Source organism: Rhodocytophaga aerolata, from assembly GCF_030503435.1.
Classification (GTDB): Bacteria; Bacteroidota; Bacteroidia; order Cytophagales; family 172606-1; genus Rhodocytophaga; species Rhodocytophaga aerolata.
Genome location: NZ_JAUKPO010000003.1, coordinates 326,454 through 342,331 on the forward strand (window position 1 = coordinate 326,454; position 15,878 = coordinate 342,331).

A 15,878-nucleotide genomic window follows, 5' to 3' on the forward strand; every position below is an offset into this window, starting at 1 on the left:
AAATATACATAAATCTTTCCTTTCAGAGAAGCTGATTTACCTGCAGCTGATGTAAGGACTGTATAAGATTCTTTAAAAAAGATGCTTCTTATTCGAGAAAAATTATGCAACTGTGTTTACCTTATACTATCGTACAAATGCTTAATCTTTTCTATCTGTAAGGCTAAAGAATCCAGAGAATCAGCCGATTCACGAAAATTAGTTTCTACCAGTTCACTAAATTCCGGGGCTACAAACAGATTGTTCCGCAGATGAAGCAAAGCTTCTGGCATACTATTTTTAATCGTTTCCTTTTGTTCCAGAATGAATGAATTTAACTGGTTTGCCCGGTCATTCCAGTACCGCTGCACCAGCGGATGTGGTTTCTTATAGATATATTCTGTTTTTTCGGCTTTATCGGTGAGCAGTTGAAACGTATAAATGCGGGCATTGTAATTAATGACTAAACCTGTCGGTTGATCTTCTGGTTTTCGGGCTTTGAGGCGATTGGTGAGGTTACCGTTTTTATCATACAAATTAATCGTAGATTCCTCATCAATAGCCAGCCGGTCGTAATCTCCCCGCTTAATGCGGTTGCCATCGAAGTATTGTTCTATGTTCAGAATTTCGTAATACTCTTTATCTACCGGCCGGGGTTTGTCTACCAGCACAACATTGGGAATCTGGGTTTCTTTACGGACATCTTCTTCAAAATCCCGTAATTCTCCTTTCAGTGGAGTAATATTCAAGGCAATACTGTACCCATGTTTGCGGATAGTTTCGGCAACTATTTCCTGGGCTATTTCCAGTTGTTCGGGGCGGTTCCAGAGGCAGTGGGGGAGCAGAAAGCAATCCATCAGGTCTACAGCTGTACGTTCGTTCAAAAAGGCAGAAGTACGCAACAGGCGGATCATTTTTTTCCAGCGGCGGTCGTATACATGAAAGGAGTTTTCGGTATGGGCAGCATCATATTGCTCTAGTTTATGCTTAATAACCTGAATAACATTAATAACCTCCGCAGGTACTTCTATGCTGTTAATAGCTTCATCCCACTCGTGTAGTTCTTTTTCGGTAATCTTTAGTTCTTCTTCCATCACATCCTCATATACATCTGAGGTATCTACAATCATGTTTACAAAATTGCCACTCGTTTTAATCTCTGTAATCATATACCGCACCAGGAAACGGTCCCATAAGGCACTAAGGCCTTCGCTTTGTCCGGGCAGTTCGTTGGAAGCAGAAACAATAGCTTTTATCTGCACTTTTACTTCCTGCTCGCCATTGCGGTAAATTTTCTCATTTAAGACCGTAAGCAAAGCATTTTGAATAGAAGGGCCGGCTTTCCAGATTTCATCCAGAAACACTACATTAGCTCCAGGCAGGTATTTATCTGTTAGCCGTTCATATTTATCTTCGTCTTTCAATTTTTTAATAGATACCGGCCCGAAAATTTCGTCGGGTGTACTAAAGCGGTTCATCAGGTACTCAAAGGAGTTACCTCCTCGGAAAGCATATTTGAGTTTACGGGCTATTAAGCTTTTAGCTACTCCTGGAGGGCCCAGCAAAAATATACTTTCGCCAGCCATAGCAGAGAGTAAGGATAGGCGGATGGCTTCTTCTTTCTCGTATAAACCAGCTTGCAAGGATTGTATTATCTGTTTAATTCTTTCTTTTCGGCTCATGCAGGTGTTCTATTCAGTTGCCTAACTGTGAAAAAGCTAGAATTGTTCGGAAAAATGCAGGTTTGGAGAAAGTACAGCTCACAGATTTCAGCATCCTAAACCTGTGAGCTGTATAAATTATCTTTCTGAGACCATTACTTTGGTAAGCATCCCTACAACAGAATTAATGCTTTCTTCAAATCTACGCAGGCGGTTATCCAGGTATAAAGGAGGTTCCAGGTTAGTGCTGACTTTTACTTTTACTTCCCATATTTCAAATATTTCACTGGCGGCCAGCTCAAAAGCCGGATAAAAGTCATTTTCCGAACACAATATTATTTTATTCTCTTTCCGGATACGGTTTAATACCCGTTTTACCACAATTCCAATTCCATCTACGCCAGCTACCAGGTAGATCTTATTATCCATCATATGGTACCAGTTTTCTACGTAGCGGCATATTACAATATCGCCGGCATGAATGGTGGGCTTCATACTATCGCCTTCTACTTCAAAAGCCCGGTAGGTGCCATCTTTCAGATTGGGTAGATTAAAGCTGGGCAGTTGCTGAATGTATTCTACATCCTGGTACCGGGTAAGGTAACCGGCGGCTGCTTTAATGGGAACAAACGTAATGCGTTCGTTTTCCTCTTTATCTACTACTATCGGTAATATCCGGATATTAGCTCCAGTATAAAACTCTGCACTGGATGAAGCGGCGGGTGCTACTTCGGTTGTTGGCTTGCTGTTGAAAAAAGAAGCCGGTTCTACCCCCAATACTTTACTGATTTTTAGCAGGGTTTCTACTTTCATGCTTTTGTTCCGCAGCATGGCATAAAAACCAGTTTCCGTCATGTCAATTTTAGTAGCCAGGGTTTTGAGCGGTATTTCTTTCTCAGTGGCCAGTTGTTTAATCCTTTCTTCAATGTTCATCAGTTTATTTGTTTAAAAAGCTAAAATTGTTTGCAGTAACTAAAATTATTTTACGTATATTCGTGTTATAATACTGCAATATATAATAATTTTAATGAAAATACACAACAGATTGACTAATAAATAAATATAAATTTTAGCATTTCAATAAAATTATTTTAACTACTAAGGCTATGAACATGTTATTTGTACTACCGGCATTTGTGTGTATGCTTACAAAATTAGATACTGGAGAAAGCATTGCACAGCTACTGCATTTTTTTGAAACCTATGTGTTTGCTGACTGGCAATTTCTGACTTTCTTCCTGACTTTGCAGGTAACGGATACGATTTTATTATTTTACAAAGCTATAGTCAGTAAGTCGGTATCGGCGAAACTGTTTGGTATTGTTTTCCAGAAAATGCTAATCTATATCTGTTTTCTGGTACTGGTACATATTATGGCTAATTATACGATAGCTGGCGAGCGGAACAGCTTCTTCGGATGGTTTACAGCTGTGGCCTATTCAGCTATAATGGTGCGGGAAGGAATTTCTATTCTGGAAAATATAGGTAGTATACGGCCCGACCTTATTCCGCATTGGATTCTGAAACGGCTCAAACACTATGATAAGACCGGGAGGTTTGAAGCAAAAGGAGTGAAGAAAGCGGCTAAATAAAATACCTATGTTACCTGAGCTTTAGAAAATGTGCATAGGTAACATAGGTAATAATAAGAACATACGTAAGTAGTTTTATGCAGTAAATTTAGTTAATGCATTGTTTAACTGGTTGTGTATCTGACTACAGGGAACAAAAAAGCTTTTATCTATCACATGAATAAATAAGCTTTCTGTAGGTTCGTCCCAGGCATAATCAATCACGATGCCGTAAGGTCCGCGGATAGTTCCGCTGGTGCCAGGCACAGAAAAGCCGTTGCTTTCCAACTCTTGTTTTACGGATTGAAATATCTGGGGAGTAACTCCCTGGTAGGTTACTGGGTCGCATGCAGCCATAATAATGTTAAGATTTGGTGAGTAGTTAATTTATTATACGCAATGAGTACGGCTTTGTTAATAAAAGCTATCCGCTCACAAAACTAAAAGTTGTGTCTAAAAATCAATTCATTCAGCTGATATATTTTTCATCTGTTAATGTACCTGCCTTAGAGAAAACTTTGCTTAGAAGAATACCTGCTGTATCCGGTTTCTTTTAAAACGGTAAGAATGCACCCGGCACAATAGCCGCAGCATCTACTTTTTTAGTAATTTCGCACTTCATTTAATCTAATCCATAGAATAACCCTGTACGTCATTTCTGTTGATTGATCATAATAAGAGTATACCATGAGTAATCAGAAACCTTCCTTACCTAGAGGTACCCGTGATTTTGGCCCAGACAAAATGGTGAAACGGAATTTTATTTTCGATACCATTAAAGCTACCTTTCAAAAATTTGGGTTTATGCCCTTGGAAACACCGGCTATGGAAAACTTGTCGGTACTAACTGGCAAATACGGCGAAGAAGGCGACCAGTTACTGTATAAAATCCTTAATTCACGCCCGCATGAAGCCCGTGATAGTGAAAAAGAAAAGATGCGGCAAGATTTTAACCGGCTGCTTACCCAGAATACTAATTCGCCTGTTTTAACAGAAAAAGGGCTCCGCTACGATCTTACCGTGCCTTTTGCCAGGTATGTGGTGATGAACCGTAACGAGATTAAGTTTCCATTTAAACGGTACCAGATACAGCCTGTATGGCGGGGAGATAGTCCGCAGAAAGGCCGCTACCGGGAATTTTACCAGTGCGATGCCGATGTAGTAGGAACCGATTCTTTACTATGCGAAGCGGAAATTGTGCTGATGATGAACGAAGTGCTAAGTAAACTGGGTATAAAAGACTTCACCATTAAAATTAATAACCGCAAAATTCTTACTGGAATTGCTGAAGCAGTGGGTTCTCCGGGCAAAGAAGGCGACTTATGTGTAGCCATAGACAAACTGGATAAAATAGGCCGGGAAAAGGTAGAGAAAGAACTGGAAGAAAGAGGATTTAGCAGAGAATCTGTAGAAAAGCTGAATCCGGTATTTTCTCTGAAAGGCAGCTTTGCAGAACAGAAAAAAGTCTTATCTGAACTTTTTGCCAGCTCCGAAACCGGCAGAAAGGGACTGGAAGAATTAGGGCAAGTAATGCAGCTGGTAGAAGCTTTCGAAATAGGCAACACTCATCTGGAATTTGATACCACGTTAGCCAGGGGACTTTCGTATTATACCGGAGCAATTTTTGAAGTAAAAGCCCACCATGTACAAATAGGCAGCATCAGCGGTGGTGGCCGCTACGACAACCTGACTGGTAGTTTTGGTATGCCTGGTATTTCAGGGGTAGGCTTCTCTTTCGGGGTAGACCGCATATATGATGTTATGGAAGAGCTAAACCTATTTCCGCAGAATAATTTTACCACCACCAGAGTATTATTCAGCCATTTTGATGAAGCCGCTTTGCTGTATACCTTGCCGTTGTTAAAACAACTTCGTGAAAATGGCATTAACAGCGAAGTATATCCGGAAGCAGGCAAACTGAAAAAACAACTGGATTACGCCAACAGCAAACAAATTCCTTTTGTCGTACTGGTAGGTTCCGATGAAATGGCGAGCGGCAAACTTACATTGAAAAATATGCAGATAGGTTCCCAGCAACAAGTCACTCTGGAAGAATTAATAAAAGCTGTGATTCTTTAACAGGTTAGCCTATTTTCTGCGTTTTATCAGCAATCTCCTGTTTAACCAAAAACCATTCGTATACCCTTAATGCCTATACTCCTGCGTATCCTGGTTTCTTCTTTTATACAGCATAACTGGAAAGCAACTGGGTACTTAGGAATATGCATCAGTCTATTTGTCTTATCGGTAACTTATTCCTTTGCTCAGCCGGGTCCTTGCTTTACGGCTGATATTACCCGGGGTTGTGTTCCGTTAACCGTTACTGTAACCACTTGCTCTACAGACGGCACTCAGATTGGCTATGATTACGGAAATGGAAATTTTACGAACAATACCTCTTTTACTTATACCACGCCCGGCATTTATACCATCCGACAGATTGGCAACTTTGAATCTTCTAATGGAGGAGATACCCTGACTAGAGTTGATTATATTGAAGTCTTAGACACACCTCCACCTGCCTTTGTACTAAGCACCTGTGCCGGCCGGACTGTAGAAGTTGGCATTACCGATACAAATTATGATTCGTACCTGATTAACTTTGGCGATGGTTCTACCCAGGTTGTAACGCCAAACACAACTGCCCGGCGAACTTATCCGGATGTAACTCTCCGCACCATTACCGTTACCGGGCAGCATATTACCAGGCCAACTAATCTGGCGTGTGCAGGTAGCTCCAGCAGCCAGACTATTACCCCTATACAAGCTTTAGTAAAACCCATTATTAATACACTCACGGCTAACAGCTTTACCGATGTAGTGTTAGATTTTCAGACCAATAATCATCTGAACTATAGAATTTACCAGAAAACTGGTACCAACGGGGCTTATCAGGAAATAGCAGCTGTTAACAATCCACCAGCAAACCCGCTTCAGCAAGCGGTAAATACGGTAGATGTGAGCACTGAGCTTTATACATTTCAGGTAGCTGCTGTAGATGTTTGCGGCAACCAGCTACGCTCCGATGAAATCAGCAGCATCCTTCTTACAACGACTACTACCAATAATCAGAATGTTGTTTCCTGGCAGATTAATTCTTTGCCTTTACTCCAGGGATTCACCATTTACCGCAATGGACAAGCATTAACAGCTATAACAGACATTAACCAACGGACCTATATAGATGCTGGTGTTAGATGTCCGGATGAATATTGTTATCAGGTAGTAGCAAACTATAGCAACGGGGCTCAATCTACTTCTACTCAAAGCTGTGTAAGAGCCATTTCTACTGATACGCCTCCAGCTATACAAAACTTAACAGCTTCTGTACAAACTGGAAATTTTGCACTCCTTACCTGGGAATTACCAGGAGGACAGCAAGCAGAAGAATTTGTCATTTTCCGTTCGGATAATGGGGGTGCTTTCCGGGAACTGGACCGTACCACCAGCAATACCTATCTGGATAATACTGGGAATCCGATAACTCCAGCTAATACGTATTGTTACCGCATTCAGTATACCAATACCTGTGGCAATACCTCCGCCGAAAGTATACTTGCCTGCCCGGTTTTACTTACGCAAACTACTACCTCATCCACCGTTCAACTCGACTGGACAGCTTACCGGGAGTGGCCCGGAGGAGTTCGCGGATATATTCTGGAACGGGTTGATGCACAAGGAAATGTATACAATTCTCAGTCGATGGGTACGTCTCTTACTACCCAGTTTGAAGGCCAGGTGATTGATACGACTACACAAATCTTGCGTTTCCGGATACTAGCCCTGCCTGTCAATGGCCAGATAGATTCAGCCTATTCTAACATTGTAGAACTCGTACAACCAGTACAAGTACATCTGCCAACTGGCTTTACACCTGATGGAAACGGGTTAAATGATATTTTTACAACCAAAGGGTTATTTATCAGTGAATTCACGCTTACTATTTACAGCCGCTGGGGAGAAGTAGTATTTCAATCTGATGCACCGGAAAACGGTTGGGATGGAACTTACCGCAATGAAGAAGCCCCACCCGGAAAATACGTATACTCTGTACGGGTCCGGGATTTTTCCGGCAGAGTGTATACAAAAGAAGGTGCCGTTCAATTAATCCGGTAGAGTGCTGGCTACTCATAGATAGGCAGGTAAATTACCTGTCATATATCTAGAAACGCTGAACACTATCCCCCCTGAAAGATACATTGCTTACCTAAAAGGATATTTTTTGAAGGATACCCGGCTTAAGGCATCTTTCTCAAAGACGGCAAGGCAATAAGGTTTGTAGGTGTCCTCAAAATTGTCTTTACCGGCAGATACATGGGTGGGAGCAGGCGTACTTTGTAAAAAGTAATAAACTTTTGTTGTGCCATATTTGGTATGCGGCATCAACTCACCATAGGTTTGCATTTGCTGCCAGAGTGTATCTTTGAGTGTGACGGCATATATTCTGTTAACTGGCCCGGTGTTGTTTTCATTCCGGTAAAAAGCTACTTCTTTAAATTCTCCACTTAAATCCCCGGTACTTGGTTGCGAGAAGCTGTCATAAAGGATATATCCTAAAAGGGCTAAAATTCCAAGGATAATACCATTTCGAAGGCGGTTCTTTTTGCTCATAGCAGTAAAGCTACTATTCACAACGTTTGGCTTTACTACCAAGTATGGATATTTTGTTTAAAAGTGCTTATAAATAGAATAACTCCAGCAAAAATTGAGTAGAAGCCGGAAAGATTATTTCAACATCTTTTGTGCTTTCAGCAGTAACACACAACTGGGGCCATGAGTAATTTTGCTATCCATTACTAGTTGAACGGCTTCATCTAAGCTCATCTTCACCTTTTTTACGTCCTCCGTATCATCCTGAGAAGTATCGGTAAATTGCAGGTCTTTTGCCATATATAGATACACCGGGCCTTTTATCATAGATGTTTCCAGGTGAAAATACCCTGCCTCTATCCATTGTTTTGCCTGAATACCTAATTCTTCCCTAGCTTCACGTCTGGCAGCTTCCAGCGGTTCTCCTTCTTCCTCTATTCCTCCGCTGATCACTTCAAGGCTGTCTTTTCCTATAGCATAGCGGAATTGTTTGGTGAGATATACATGGCCATGTTCATCTATAGGCAAAATGGCTACACCAGACTTTAATTTTACCGTTGCATATTGTCCTGGTTCCCCATTGGGCTTAATTACCTGGTCTACACATAGTTCTAAAAACTCATCTTTGTATTTATTCTGAGTAGATTGAATTGTCCAGGGTCCGTTTCTCTTTTCCATCATCTTACCTAAATTATTGATCAGTATACGGAGAATGGGCTAGGTTATGTTTAATGTTAGCACATAGTCTTTTTCTTAGGGTGTTTCCATCAACTAAAAAGGAGCTATTTAAGCTCCTTTCTATTATAACACACATTACTAATCAATCTACGCCAATACAGCGGCCTCTTTTGCTACTTCCACTCTGGGTGGCAATAATTTGTATAATACTGGGGTAACTACCCTGGTAAGTAAGGTAGAGCTTATTAAACCACCGATAATCACCAGGGCCAGTGGAGAATATAGTGGTGAGTTTTCTAACACCAAAGGGATTAAACCACCAATAGCTGTTAAAGTAGTTAAGATGATCGGGATAAATCTGGTTTCCCCGGCTTCCTGGATTGCTTCGTCCAAACCCATTCCATTTTGCCGTAACTGGTTGGTATAATCTACCAGCAGAATGGAGTTTTTGATTTCTATGCCAACCAACGCAATTAAGCCAATGGTAGCTGTGAAAGAGAACGAGTTGCCGGTAAACAACAGCATCAGCACTGCACCAATAATACCCAATGGAATAACGGATAATACAATTAACGTGCTTTTGAATGTTTTAAACTCCAGAATCAGAATAGCCAGAATACCAAATACAGTTACAATTACGATGGTACCCAGTCCACCGAAAGATTCCTGGCGGCTCTCCAGTTCTCCGGCAGGCATGTAGCGGTATCCATCCGGAAAGTCAAACGTATCCAGTTTCTGAAGAATTTCTGTGGTCACATTGTCTGTCAGGTAGCCTGTTCTTACAAATGCGTTTACTGTAACATAGCGGTCTTTGTCGTAGTGGCGGACAATGGTAGGGGAGGCTTTCAGCTGCACATCGGCCAGGTGTCGCAACGGAACCAGCGTGCCTGTTCCAGAATGCACATACATTTGATCAAAAGCGGCCATGGTCTGGCGGTTGCCTCGGGGCAGGCTTACATTAATCTGGTATTCGTCTCCATTATCCTGCCGGAACATGCCCACCGGTAAACCGGCAATACCCATCCGGATGGTGCGGTCAATTTCACTTACTGGAATGCCTAATATACCTGCTTTATCTTTATTGATGCGTACCTGCAAATCGGTTTTCAGCGTGGTAAGCGGATTTTCTACATAGATGGTTCCAGGTGTATTTTTAATTATATGCTCTACTTTGAAAGCCAGTGAACGCAGAGAGTCTAGGTCTTCACCGAAGATACGGATAGCAATAGGCGCATCTATGGGTGGGCCTTGCTCAAACTGTTTCACCTGAATTTTGGCATTGGGATAATCGGTAAAGTTTACCCGCAATTCGTCTACAAAATGTTCAATCTCCTTGGGGGGCATATTCTCCAGCTGTACAAAAATCTCAGCAAAGTTGGCCGACTCATTCTTCTGAATCACATTATAATAGATCCGCGGATTGCCCCGCCCCACGTTAGTGGCATAGTTTTTTATGCCCTTTTTGGTATTCAACACTTTTTCTACCTCTCTGGCAATGCGGTCTGTTTCATAAAGGCTGGTACCCAGCGGAGTTTCAACGGTAATTAAAAACTGAGGCTTATCGGATTTAGGAAACAAGCTGAACCCAACTACCGGAACCAGGGCCAGGCTTCCTACAAAAATGGCCAATGCTATGAATAAAGTAGCAATCGGATAAGCAATAGCTTTATTCAGCAGTTGACGGTATGAGCCTCCAATCAATTGTTTTAATCCTCTCAAGAAGAAATTGCCTTCTTCATGTGCTTCCTCTTTCAAAATCAGGCTAGATAAGAAAGGCACAATTGTAAGCGATACGAATAAGGAAGCCAGTACGGTGGTAACGACAGCCATCGGTAAACTGCGGATAAAATCCCCGGCAGCTTCGGGTAAAAACATCAGCGGCAAAAAGGCAAAGATTAACGTAGCCGTGCATCCCAATACGGCCACACCAATTTGCCTGGTAGCAGCAATGGCAGCATCTTTCGGGCGGTAGCCCATTCGTAAGTAACGGGCAATATTCTCTACTACCACAATAGAATCGTCTACCAATAACCCTAAGGCGACAACCAACCCTACAATACTTAATTGATTAATGCTGAATCCGGCAAAGTCCAGTAAGGCCAGTCCAATAGCCAGGGATAATGGAATGGAGATCATGACCACTACGGAAGCCCGGAAACCCAAGGGGAGTAGAGTTAACAGTACAAGAAATATGGCAATAGCAAAGTCTCTGGTGAAGCCAGATAAGCGGTGTGCCACACTTTCCGACTGATCGAAGCTTTTTTCATATTGAATGGTAGCTGGCAAGGTTTTCTGGAAGGCTTCCAGTACCGGATTTACCTGGTCACGGACGTGGTAAATGTTCATGCCATCTTTCTGGCTGGCGGTAACAAATACAGCCCGTTTTCCATTGAGCCTGGCCAGGTAGCTCTCATTCTCGTAGTTGAAATTTACATCGGCTATATCTTTCAGGTAAATAGTCTGCCCACCGGATGATTGAATCACTGTATTCCGGATTTCGTCAATAGAGGCATAGTCGCCACTGGTTTTTACATTGAACTTCTTCGTGCCCGCTTCTATGCTACCTCCGGGAATATTAGCATTTTCACTTTGAATAGCTCCCAGCACTTTGTTCAACCCTATGCGGTAAGAGGCCATTTTACCTAAGTCTACTGAAATGCGTACCTGCTGCTCCGGAAAGGCCCAGGTATCGATGTTTTTCAGGCTTTTAATTTTTTCCAGGCGTTCCTGTAATTCTTCTGCCTGTTTTTCCAGGACTTTGTAAGGAGCTGTTTCCGAAATAAGGGCTACTTGCAGAATATTTACATCAGAAGGAGTAAACTTTTGCACGTGCAGATCAATAATGCCTTCAGGCAAGCTGCTGCGAGAGTTATTTATCTCCCGGAGCACCTCGTCATACTTTTTATCCGGATCAGCATCATAGGTAAACTCCACGCGGATTACCGCCAGACCATCGTCAATATCTGCCCGGATGTTTTTAATGTCGTCCAGTTCATTTAGCTTTTCCTCTAATGGATCTACCACCAGCTCCTCCATATCCGTAGGACTGGTACCCGGATACACAACGACCACTCCGAATTGTGGAGATTTAAAGGTAGGATCTTCGCCGCGGGGCATATTAAACAGCGAATTCAAGCCCAGTGCCAATACCATAATGAAAATGATAATGGTGAACTGGTAATTTTTCACAGAAAATTCAGCAATTTTCATAACTATATCTTGATAGTGTGAGAGATAAATAGCGTAGTGCTCATTCATAGCGTAGGGTTTAAATCCTATGCTATAAAAGATTATTTAACCTGGCTAACAGCCGTGGGCTGGGTTATTACTTTCACCTTGGAACTTTCAGTCAGGTAATTATTTCCTTCCGTAACGATGGTGGTGTTCTCCTCTAAACCGCTGCTAATTCCTACCTGATTATCATAAATTCCGGCCAGTGTTACGGCTGTTTTCGTTACTGTCTGCTTGTCATCACTCAGCACATACACGAATCCTTTCTCACCATCTGCTTCTATCAAAGCCTCTATTGGCACTATTACAGCGGCTACTTTCTGGGAAGGAAGTATTTGTACTTTGGCTACCATACCAGTTGCCAGCTTTTTCCCTTGCGGATCTACAGTCAGCTCCACTTCAAAAGTACCTTTGGACGCATCGGCCATCTGGGCTATTTCTGTTACCGTAGCTGGGAAATCTGTTCCGGGGTAAGCATCGAATTGTACTGTGGCTTTATCTCCTAAGGTTATCCGTACCATGTCCCTGTCAGATACACCTGTACGCAGAATCCACTGTTCTTTGCTAGCAGAAGCAAACACAAATACCGGCGAACCTGGAGAAAGCAGCTCTCCACTTTCAGCATACCGTTTTAGAATCTGTCCGTTTTCCGGTGCATAAATGGTTGAATATTGCCGGTTAAATCTGGCGGATTGCAGCGTAGCGGAAGCTACTTCCAGCCCGGTGGTGGCATTTTGTACCTGCTCTTTAGTGGCCGCACTATCAGCATATAAGTTTTGCGCCCGGTTCAAATCCCGCTGTGCTTTGTCAAATGCCTGCTCGGCCTGGCTCACCTGTGCATTGATTTCTGTTAAATTCAGGCTTGCCAGCACCTGGCCTTTTTTTACCGTCTGCCCTTCATCTACAGCTATGGACTGAATAATGCCGCCTGTTTTAAAAGACAATTTTACCTCTTGCTTGGAAGCTAGTAAGCCACTTGTACTAATAGGCTGTGTAATAGTCTGGGCATGCACCTGCTGTGTTTTTACCGGTACCTTTTCTTCTGTAATGGTGTTTTCTTTTGCTTGATTTGGGCTACAGGCATATATACCCAAAACCCATATGCCCATGTAGAAGATATTTGCTGTATTTTTCATAGGGATAAAGTTGATGTGCGGGTGTGTTGATGTGCGGATAAAGGATTATAGTTTTTTGAGAATCACCGAATAGTATTCATTCGTTACGCATCATGCGTCATTATTCTATCTGGCGGCTATGCGGTTAAGTTCAATGAGTTTGATCTGGTAATCGTATTCGGCCACTATTTTGCTGATACCTGCATTGGTGAGGGTAGTGAGGGCACTTAAATACTCTATATATAAGGCGGCTCCTTCCCGGTATTTTTTATTCACTATACTGAAGTATTTGCGGGCACTTTCCAGGCGTTCGGTAGTTGTTTGGATGCTTTGCCTGGCTACTTTGGCATTTTCGGCAGCGGTTGTTACCTGAAGTTTAATCTGGTTTTGCAGCTCGCTTTGCTGGGTTTGCAAACGTTGTTTATCTAAGGTGGCCTGGGTAATTCGGCTGCGGTTTTGCAGACCTCCGAAAATGCGCCAGTTTAGCAGCAATGATCCTTGTACAAAATCGTCGTTACTGGTAAAGCTGTATCTGGTGCCTTGAAAGCCATAATCTAACACCAGGTTTAATGTGGGCAATGCCCGGCTTCTATTCAGTTTTACGTTTTGCTCAGAGGCAACAATACCACTACTTAATTGCTTTAATTCTTCGCGGTTTTGTAAAGACAGAGATATTAATTCTTCTTCTCCTGGAAGTACTACGTCTTTAAAAGCAAATACGGTGTCTGCCTGTATTTCTGTATCCAAAGATTTATTGAGCAGGAAGTTAAAGTAAGCTGCCGCTACCTTTCGGTTTTTTTCAGCTTCGGCCAGTTTCAGCTCTGTTTCGCTTAGGTCTGCTTTGGAGGCATAGATTACATCGTAGGTGATTTTGTCGTTATTAAATAGCTTTTCATTAAAGGTTATATTTTCCTGCTGCAACTGCTGTACTTTTTTGTATAAGTCTATCACCCGGATGGTTTTCAGGTAAGTATAGTAACTGCTGCGGATATCGGCTTCCAGTTGCCTCCTGTATACAGCAACAGCATTGCTCTGTATGTCTACCTGGGTATGGCGGATTTGCTGGTTGTATAAAATACCTGGCTGCAGAATGGGCTGTACAAACCGTAAGCGGGTCTCATGTTCCTGTGGACGCAAGAAAGGAATAGCTTCGTTGTTGAGGGTAGGGAACTGGTTGCTCTCCGTTAACTGGTTTAAGGTGCTATACACCGGATTAAGAATATCTCCGATCGGAAACTCTATTAACCTGCCTCCGGCAGCTCTGGAATAACGGGCATCCAAATCTAGGGTGGGCAGAAATAAAGCTTTTGCTTCTTGCAGAGCAGCAATATTTTTTTCAAGGCTAATGGTTTGCTGTTTTAAAGCCAGGTTAGTGTGCACGCCTTCTTCTACATAAGCATTGAGAATAGTGCTTTGCGAAAAAGCTTGAATGCATGCGGTGCCAATCAGCAGAAAGACTATGAAGAAACGATTGGGTTGCATAAGAGTTTATTGTTTATGTGTAAGTGCTTGTTATTTTCTCCTTTTATGGTAAGTATACAATTCCGGAACCCAGTTAGCACGCCTTATTGGGGTGAATGCTATGCTTTTGTAGCTGAAGTGTATGAATCTGGCTTTGAATAGTAGTCGAATATGAACGATATTTATTTTATGAACACCGTTTAGTTATAAGCAAAATTTTTTACTTTTTCCGGAACAGATCAAGCATCATATCGCATGATTCTTTCATAAGCTTTTTTACCTCTGCCTCACTATACATTTTAAACCTATTACGAATGGCCAGGGAGGTCATGCCATGTTTAAATGACCATATGGATAGAGCCGCAACCTCTACATCCATTTCTTTCATTAGCCCTTCATCCATACATTCTTTAATTAATGCTTTCAGAAAGTTATACGCCTGAAATCCGCAGGTCCAGTCCTCATTATTATGTGTGAGAGCTTCTATAGGAGCCATCATAATAAACATCAGATCATAATACTCCGGATTTTCATACGCAAAATCTATGTATAGATCCGATAACCTTATCAGGCGGTCGAAGGGATTTTCAATAGATCTGGTTGTTTCCATTAAGGCAAAAAACTTATCAAAGCCTTTGTCATGAATGGCATGGAAAATCTCATCTTTATCTTTGAAGTACAAATAAATAGTAGCCGGACTATATTCTATCTTATCAGCAATCTTGCGGATAGATGTTTTATCATAGCCTTCTTCAATAAACATAGCTGTGGCGGCATTTAAAATTAAATCCCGCATTTCCTGCTTCTCCCGTTCTTTTCTCTCTGAAATTCCCATTCTTAAAACTTAACGACACAAATATACTGAACAGTGTTTAGTAAAGTCAAGCACTTTCTCAAATTTTCTTTATACATCAAAGAATTACATGTCGTAAGTTGCTGATTATAAATACATTAATAATAATTAAAATTATAAACTATAGTGATGAATGGTAATCCTCTGCCGTCATTCCATAGTACACTACGTCGGATAACGTCTTATCGTATGTTAAAAAATCTTTCCGGATAATCCCTTCATTTCGGAAGCCACAGCTTTCGGCTAGTTTGCCGCTACGGGTATTGGTGGGGGTTGTGCGTATAAATAGTTTTTGTGTGTGCAAATGGTCGAAACAAAATTTAATCAGTAGTAACAAGGCTTCCTTTACAAATCCTTTCCCTTCATAGGCCTGATCTATATAATAAGAAAGCTCTGCCCGGGGTATTTCCCAGTCTATGTTTTTGGCTGATATTTGTCCGATATACTGCTGCCCACTTGCCTCCCACATGCCAAATACATAACCCTTTTGTGCATGCCACTCAGCAAGTTTATTTTTTATAAACAACTCTCCCCGTGCTTCATCCGTGAGTTGAGTAATGGTTTTCGGGAAATGATCTATTAATCTGTCTCGGTTACTGGCTACCAATTGATATACCATAGCGCCTTCACCCTCCTGATACGGGCGTAGCATAAGTCTTGGTGAAGTTAGCTTTTGAGGAATTGGGGCTAGAATTTCTTGCATATGCAGGTATGCTTTTGCTTTTTTACTTTCCACACG

13 protein-coding genes are annotated in these 15,878 nt (G+C 41.9%); 3 read left to right on the forward strand and 10 right to left on the reverse strand.

Annotation, left to right across the window (positions count from 1 at the left end):
* Positions 1 to 116 precede the first annotated feature (116 nt).
* Both Q0590_RS08135 and Q0590_RS08140 read right to left on the reverse strand, forming a co-directional pair.
* A complete protein-coding gene (locus Q0590_RS08135) occupies positions 117 to 1,661 on the reverse strand; it encodes an AAA family ATPase (RefSeq protein WP_302037016.1) in 1,545 nt (514 codons plus the stop codon).
* A 117-nt stretch (positions 1,662 to 1,778) separates the two neighbouring features.
* Entirely contained in the window at positions 1,779 to 2,573 is a 795-nt protein-coding gene (locus Q0590_RS08140; RefSeq protein WP_302037017.1) for an XRE family transcriptional regulator, read from the reverse strand.
* Between the two features lie 173 nt (positions 2,574 to 2,746).
* Here Q0590_RS08140 and Q0590_RS08145 point away from each other — a divergent pair, with 173 nt between their 5' ends.
* On the forward strand, positions 2,747 to 3,232 hold the full coding sequence (locus Q0590_RS08145; RefSeq protein ID WP_302037018.1) for a phage holin family protein: 486 nt from the start codon (positions 2,747 to 2,749) through the stop codon (positions 3,230 to 3,232).
* Positions 3,233 to 3,307: 75 nt separating this feature from the next.
* On the opposite strand, the gene Q0590_RS08150 is transcribed toward Q0590_RS08145, so the two are convergent.
* A complete protein-coding gene (locus Q0590_RS08150; RefSeq protein WP_302037019.1) occupies positions 3,308 to 3,568 on the reverse strand; it encodes a hypothetical protein in 261 nt (86 codons plus the stop codon).
* Positions 3,569 to 3,898: 330 nt separating this feature from the next.
* Between Q0590_RS08150 and hisS the strand changes: the two genes are divergently transcribed.
* Both hisS and Q0590_RS08160 read left to right on the forward strand, forming a co-directional pair.
* The gene (gene hisS, locus Q0590_RS08155) at positions 3,899 to 5,290 is read left to right on the forward strand and encodes a histidine--tRNA ligase (protein WP_302037020.1); all 1,392 of its coding nucleotides are present in this window, start codon (positions 3,899 to 3,901) and stop codon (positions 5,288 to 5,290) included.
* 69 nt (positions 5,291 to 5,359) lie between these two features.
* Positions 5,360 to 7,327, forward strand: coding sequence for a T9SS type B sorting domain-containing protein (locus Q0590_RS08160; RefSeq protein ID WP_302037021.1), 1,968 nt, complete (start codon positions 5,360 to 5,362; stop codon positions 7,325 to 7,327).
* Between the two features lie 87 nt (positions 7,328 to 7,414).
* On the opposite strand, the gene Q0590_RS08165 is transcribed toward Q0590_RS08160, so the two are convergent.
* The 7 genes from Q0590_RS08165 to Q0590_RS08195 all read right to left on the reverse strand — a co-directional run bounded on the left by Q0590_RS08165 (position 7,415) and on the right by Q0590_RS08195 (position 15,842).
* Positions 7,415 to 7,822 carry a hypothetical protein gene (locus Q0590_RS08165; RefSeq protein WP_302037022.1) on the reverse strand — a complete coding sequence of 136 codons (408 nt, stop codon included), beginning with the start codon at positions 7,820 to 7,822 and terminating at the stop codon, positions 7,415 to 7,417.
* A 114-nt stretch (positions 7,823 to 7,936) separates the two neighbouring features.
* Positions 7,937 to 8,482 carry an NUDIX domain-containing protein gene (locus tag Q0590_RS08170; protein WP_302037023.1) on the reverse strand — a complete coding sequence of 182 codons (546 nt, stop codon included), beginning with the start codon at positions 8,480 to 8,482 and terminating at the stop codon, positions 7,937 to 7,939.
* A gap of 144 nt (positions 8,483 to 8,626) precedes the next feature.
* Positions 8,627 to 11,689 carry an efflux RND transporter permease subunit gene (locus tag Q0590_RS08175; RefSeq protein ID WP_302037143.1) on the reverse strand — a complete coding sequence of 1,021 codons (3,063 nt, stop codon included), beginning with the start codon at positions 11,687 to 11,689 and terminating at the stop codon, positions 8,627 to 8,629.
* A gap of 80 nt (positions 11,690 to 11,769) precedes the next feature.
* Positions 11,770 to 12,846: an efflux RND transporter periplasmic adaptor subunit gene (locus Q0590_RS08180; protein WP_302037024.1), complete on the reverse strand. Its 1,077-nt coding sequence runs from the start codon at positions 12,844 to 12,846 to the stop codon at positions 11,770 to 11,772.
* A 105-nt stretch (positions 12,847 to 12,951) separates the two neighbouring features.
* The gene (locus tag Q0590_RS08185; protein ID WP_302037025.1) at positions 12,952 to 14,307 is read right to left on the reverse strand and encodes a TolC family protein; all 1,356 of its coding nucleotides are present in this window, start codon (positions 14,305 to 14,307) and stop codon (positions 12,952 to 12,954) included.
* A gap of 199 nt (positions 14,308 to 14,506) precedes the next feature.
* Positions 14,507 to 15,121, reverse strand: coding sequence for a TetR/AcrR family transcriptional regulator (locus tag Q0590_RS08190; protein WP_302037026.1), 615 nt, complete (start codon positions 15,119 to 15,121; stop codon positions 14,507 to 14,509).
* Between the two features lie 139 nt (positions 15,122 to 15,260).
* Complete coding sequence (locus Q0590_RS08195; protein WP_302037027.1) at positions 15,261 to 15,842, reverse strand: GNAT family N-acetyltransferase; 582 nt, start codon at positions 15,840 to 15,842, stop codon at positions 15,261 to 15,263.
* Positions 15,843 to 15,878 lie beyond the last annotated feature (36 nt).

What these genes read in the sequence shown, in the direction of transcription:
- hisS (WP_302037020.1), top strand. Translation starts at nt 3,899, where the DNA reads ATGAGTAATCAGAAACCTTCCTTACCTAGAGGTACCCGTGATTTTGGC.
- Q0590_RS08135 (WP_302037016.1), bottom strand. Translation starts at nt 1,661, where the DNA reads ATGAGCCGAAAAGAAAGAATTAAACAGATAATACAATCCTTGCAAGCT.
- Q0590_RS08195 (WP_302037027.1), bottom strand. Translation starts at nt 15,842, where the DNA reads ATGCAAGAAATTCTAGCCCCAATTCCTCAAAAGCTAACTTCACCAAGA.
- Q0590_RS08175 (WP_302037143.1), bottom strand. Translation starts at nt 11,689, where the DNA reads ATGAAAATTGCTGAATTTTCTGTGAAAAATTACCAGTTCACCATTATC.
- Q0590_RS08150 (WP_302037019.1), bottom strand. Translation starts at nt 3,568, where the DNA reads ATGGCTGCATGCGACCCAGTAACCTACCAGGGAGTTACTCCCCAGATA.
- Q0590_RS08165 (WP_302037022.1), bottom strand. Translation starts at nt 7,822, where the DNA reads ATGAGCAAAAAGAACCGCCTTCGAAATGGTATTATCCTTGGAATTTTA.
- Q0590_RS08140 (WP_302037017.1), bottom strand. Translation starts at nt 2,573, where the DNA reads ATGAACATTGAAGAAAGGATTAAACAACTGGCCACTGAGAAAGAAATA.
- Q0590_RS08160 (WP_302037021.1), top strand. Translation starts at nt 5,360, where the DNA reads ATGCCTATACTCCTGCGTATCCTGGTTTCTTCTTTTATACAGCATAAC.
- Q0590_RS08190 (WP_302037026.1), bottom strand. Translation starts at nt 15,121, where the DNA reads ATGGGAATTTCAGAGAGAAAAGAACGGGAGAAGCAGGAAATGCGGGAT.
- Q0590_RS08170 (WP_302037023.1), bottom strand. Translation starts at nt 8,482, where the DNA reads ATGATGGAAAAGAGAAACGGACCCTGGACAATTCAATCTACTCAGAAT.
- Q0590_RS08185 (WP_302037025.1), bottom strand. Translation starts at nt 14,307, where the DNA reads ATGCAACCCAATCGTTTCTTCATAGTCTTTCTGCTGATTGGCACCGCA.
- Q0590_RS08180 (WP_302037024.1), bottom strand. Translation starts at nt 12,846, where the DNA reads ATGAAAAATACAGCAAATATCTTCTACATGGGCATATGGGTTTTGGGT.
- Q0590_RS08145 (WP_302037018.1), top strand. Translation starts at nt 2,747, where the DNA reads ATGAACATGTTATTTGTACTACCGGCATTTGTGTGTATGCTTACAAAA.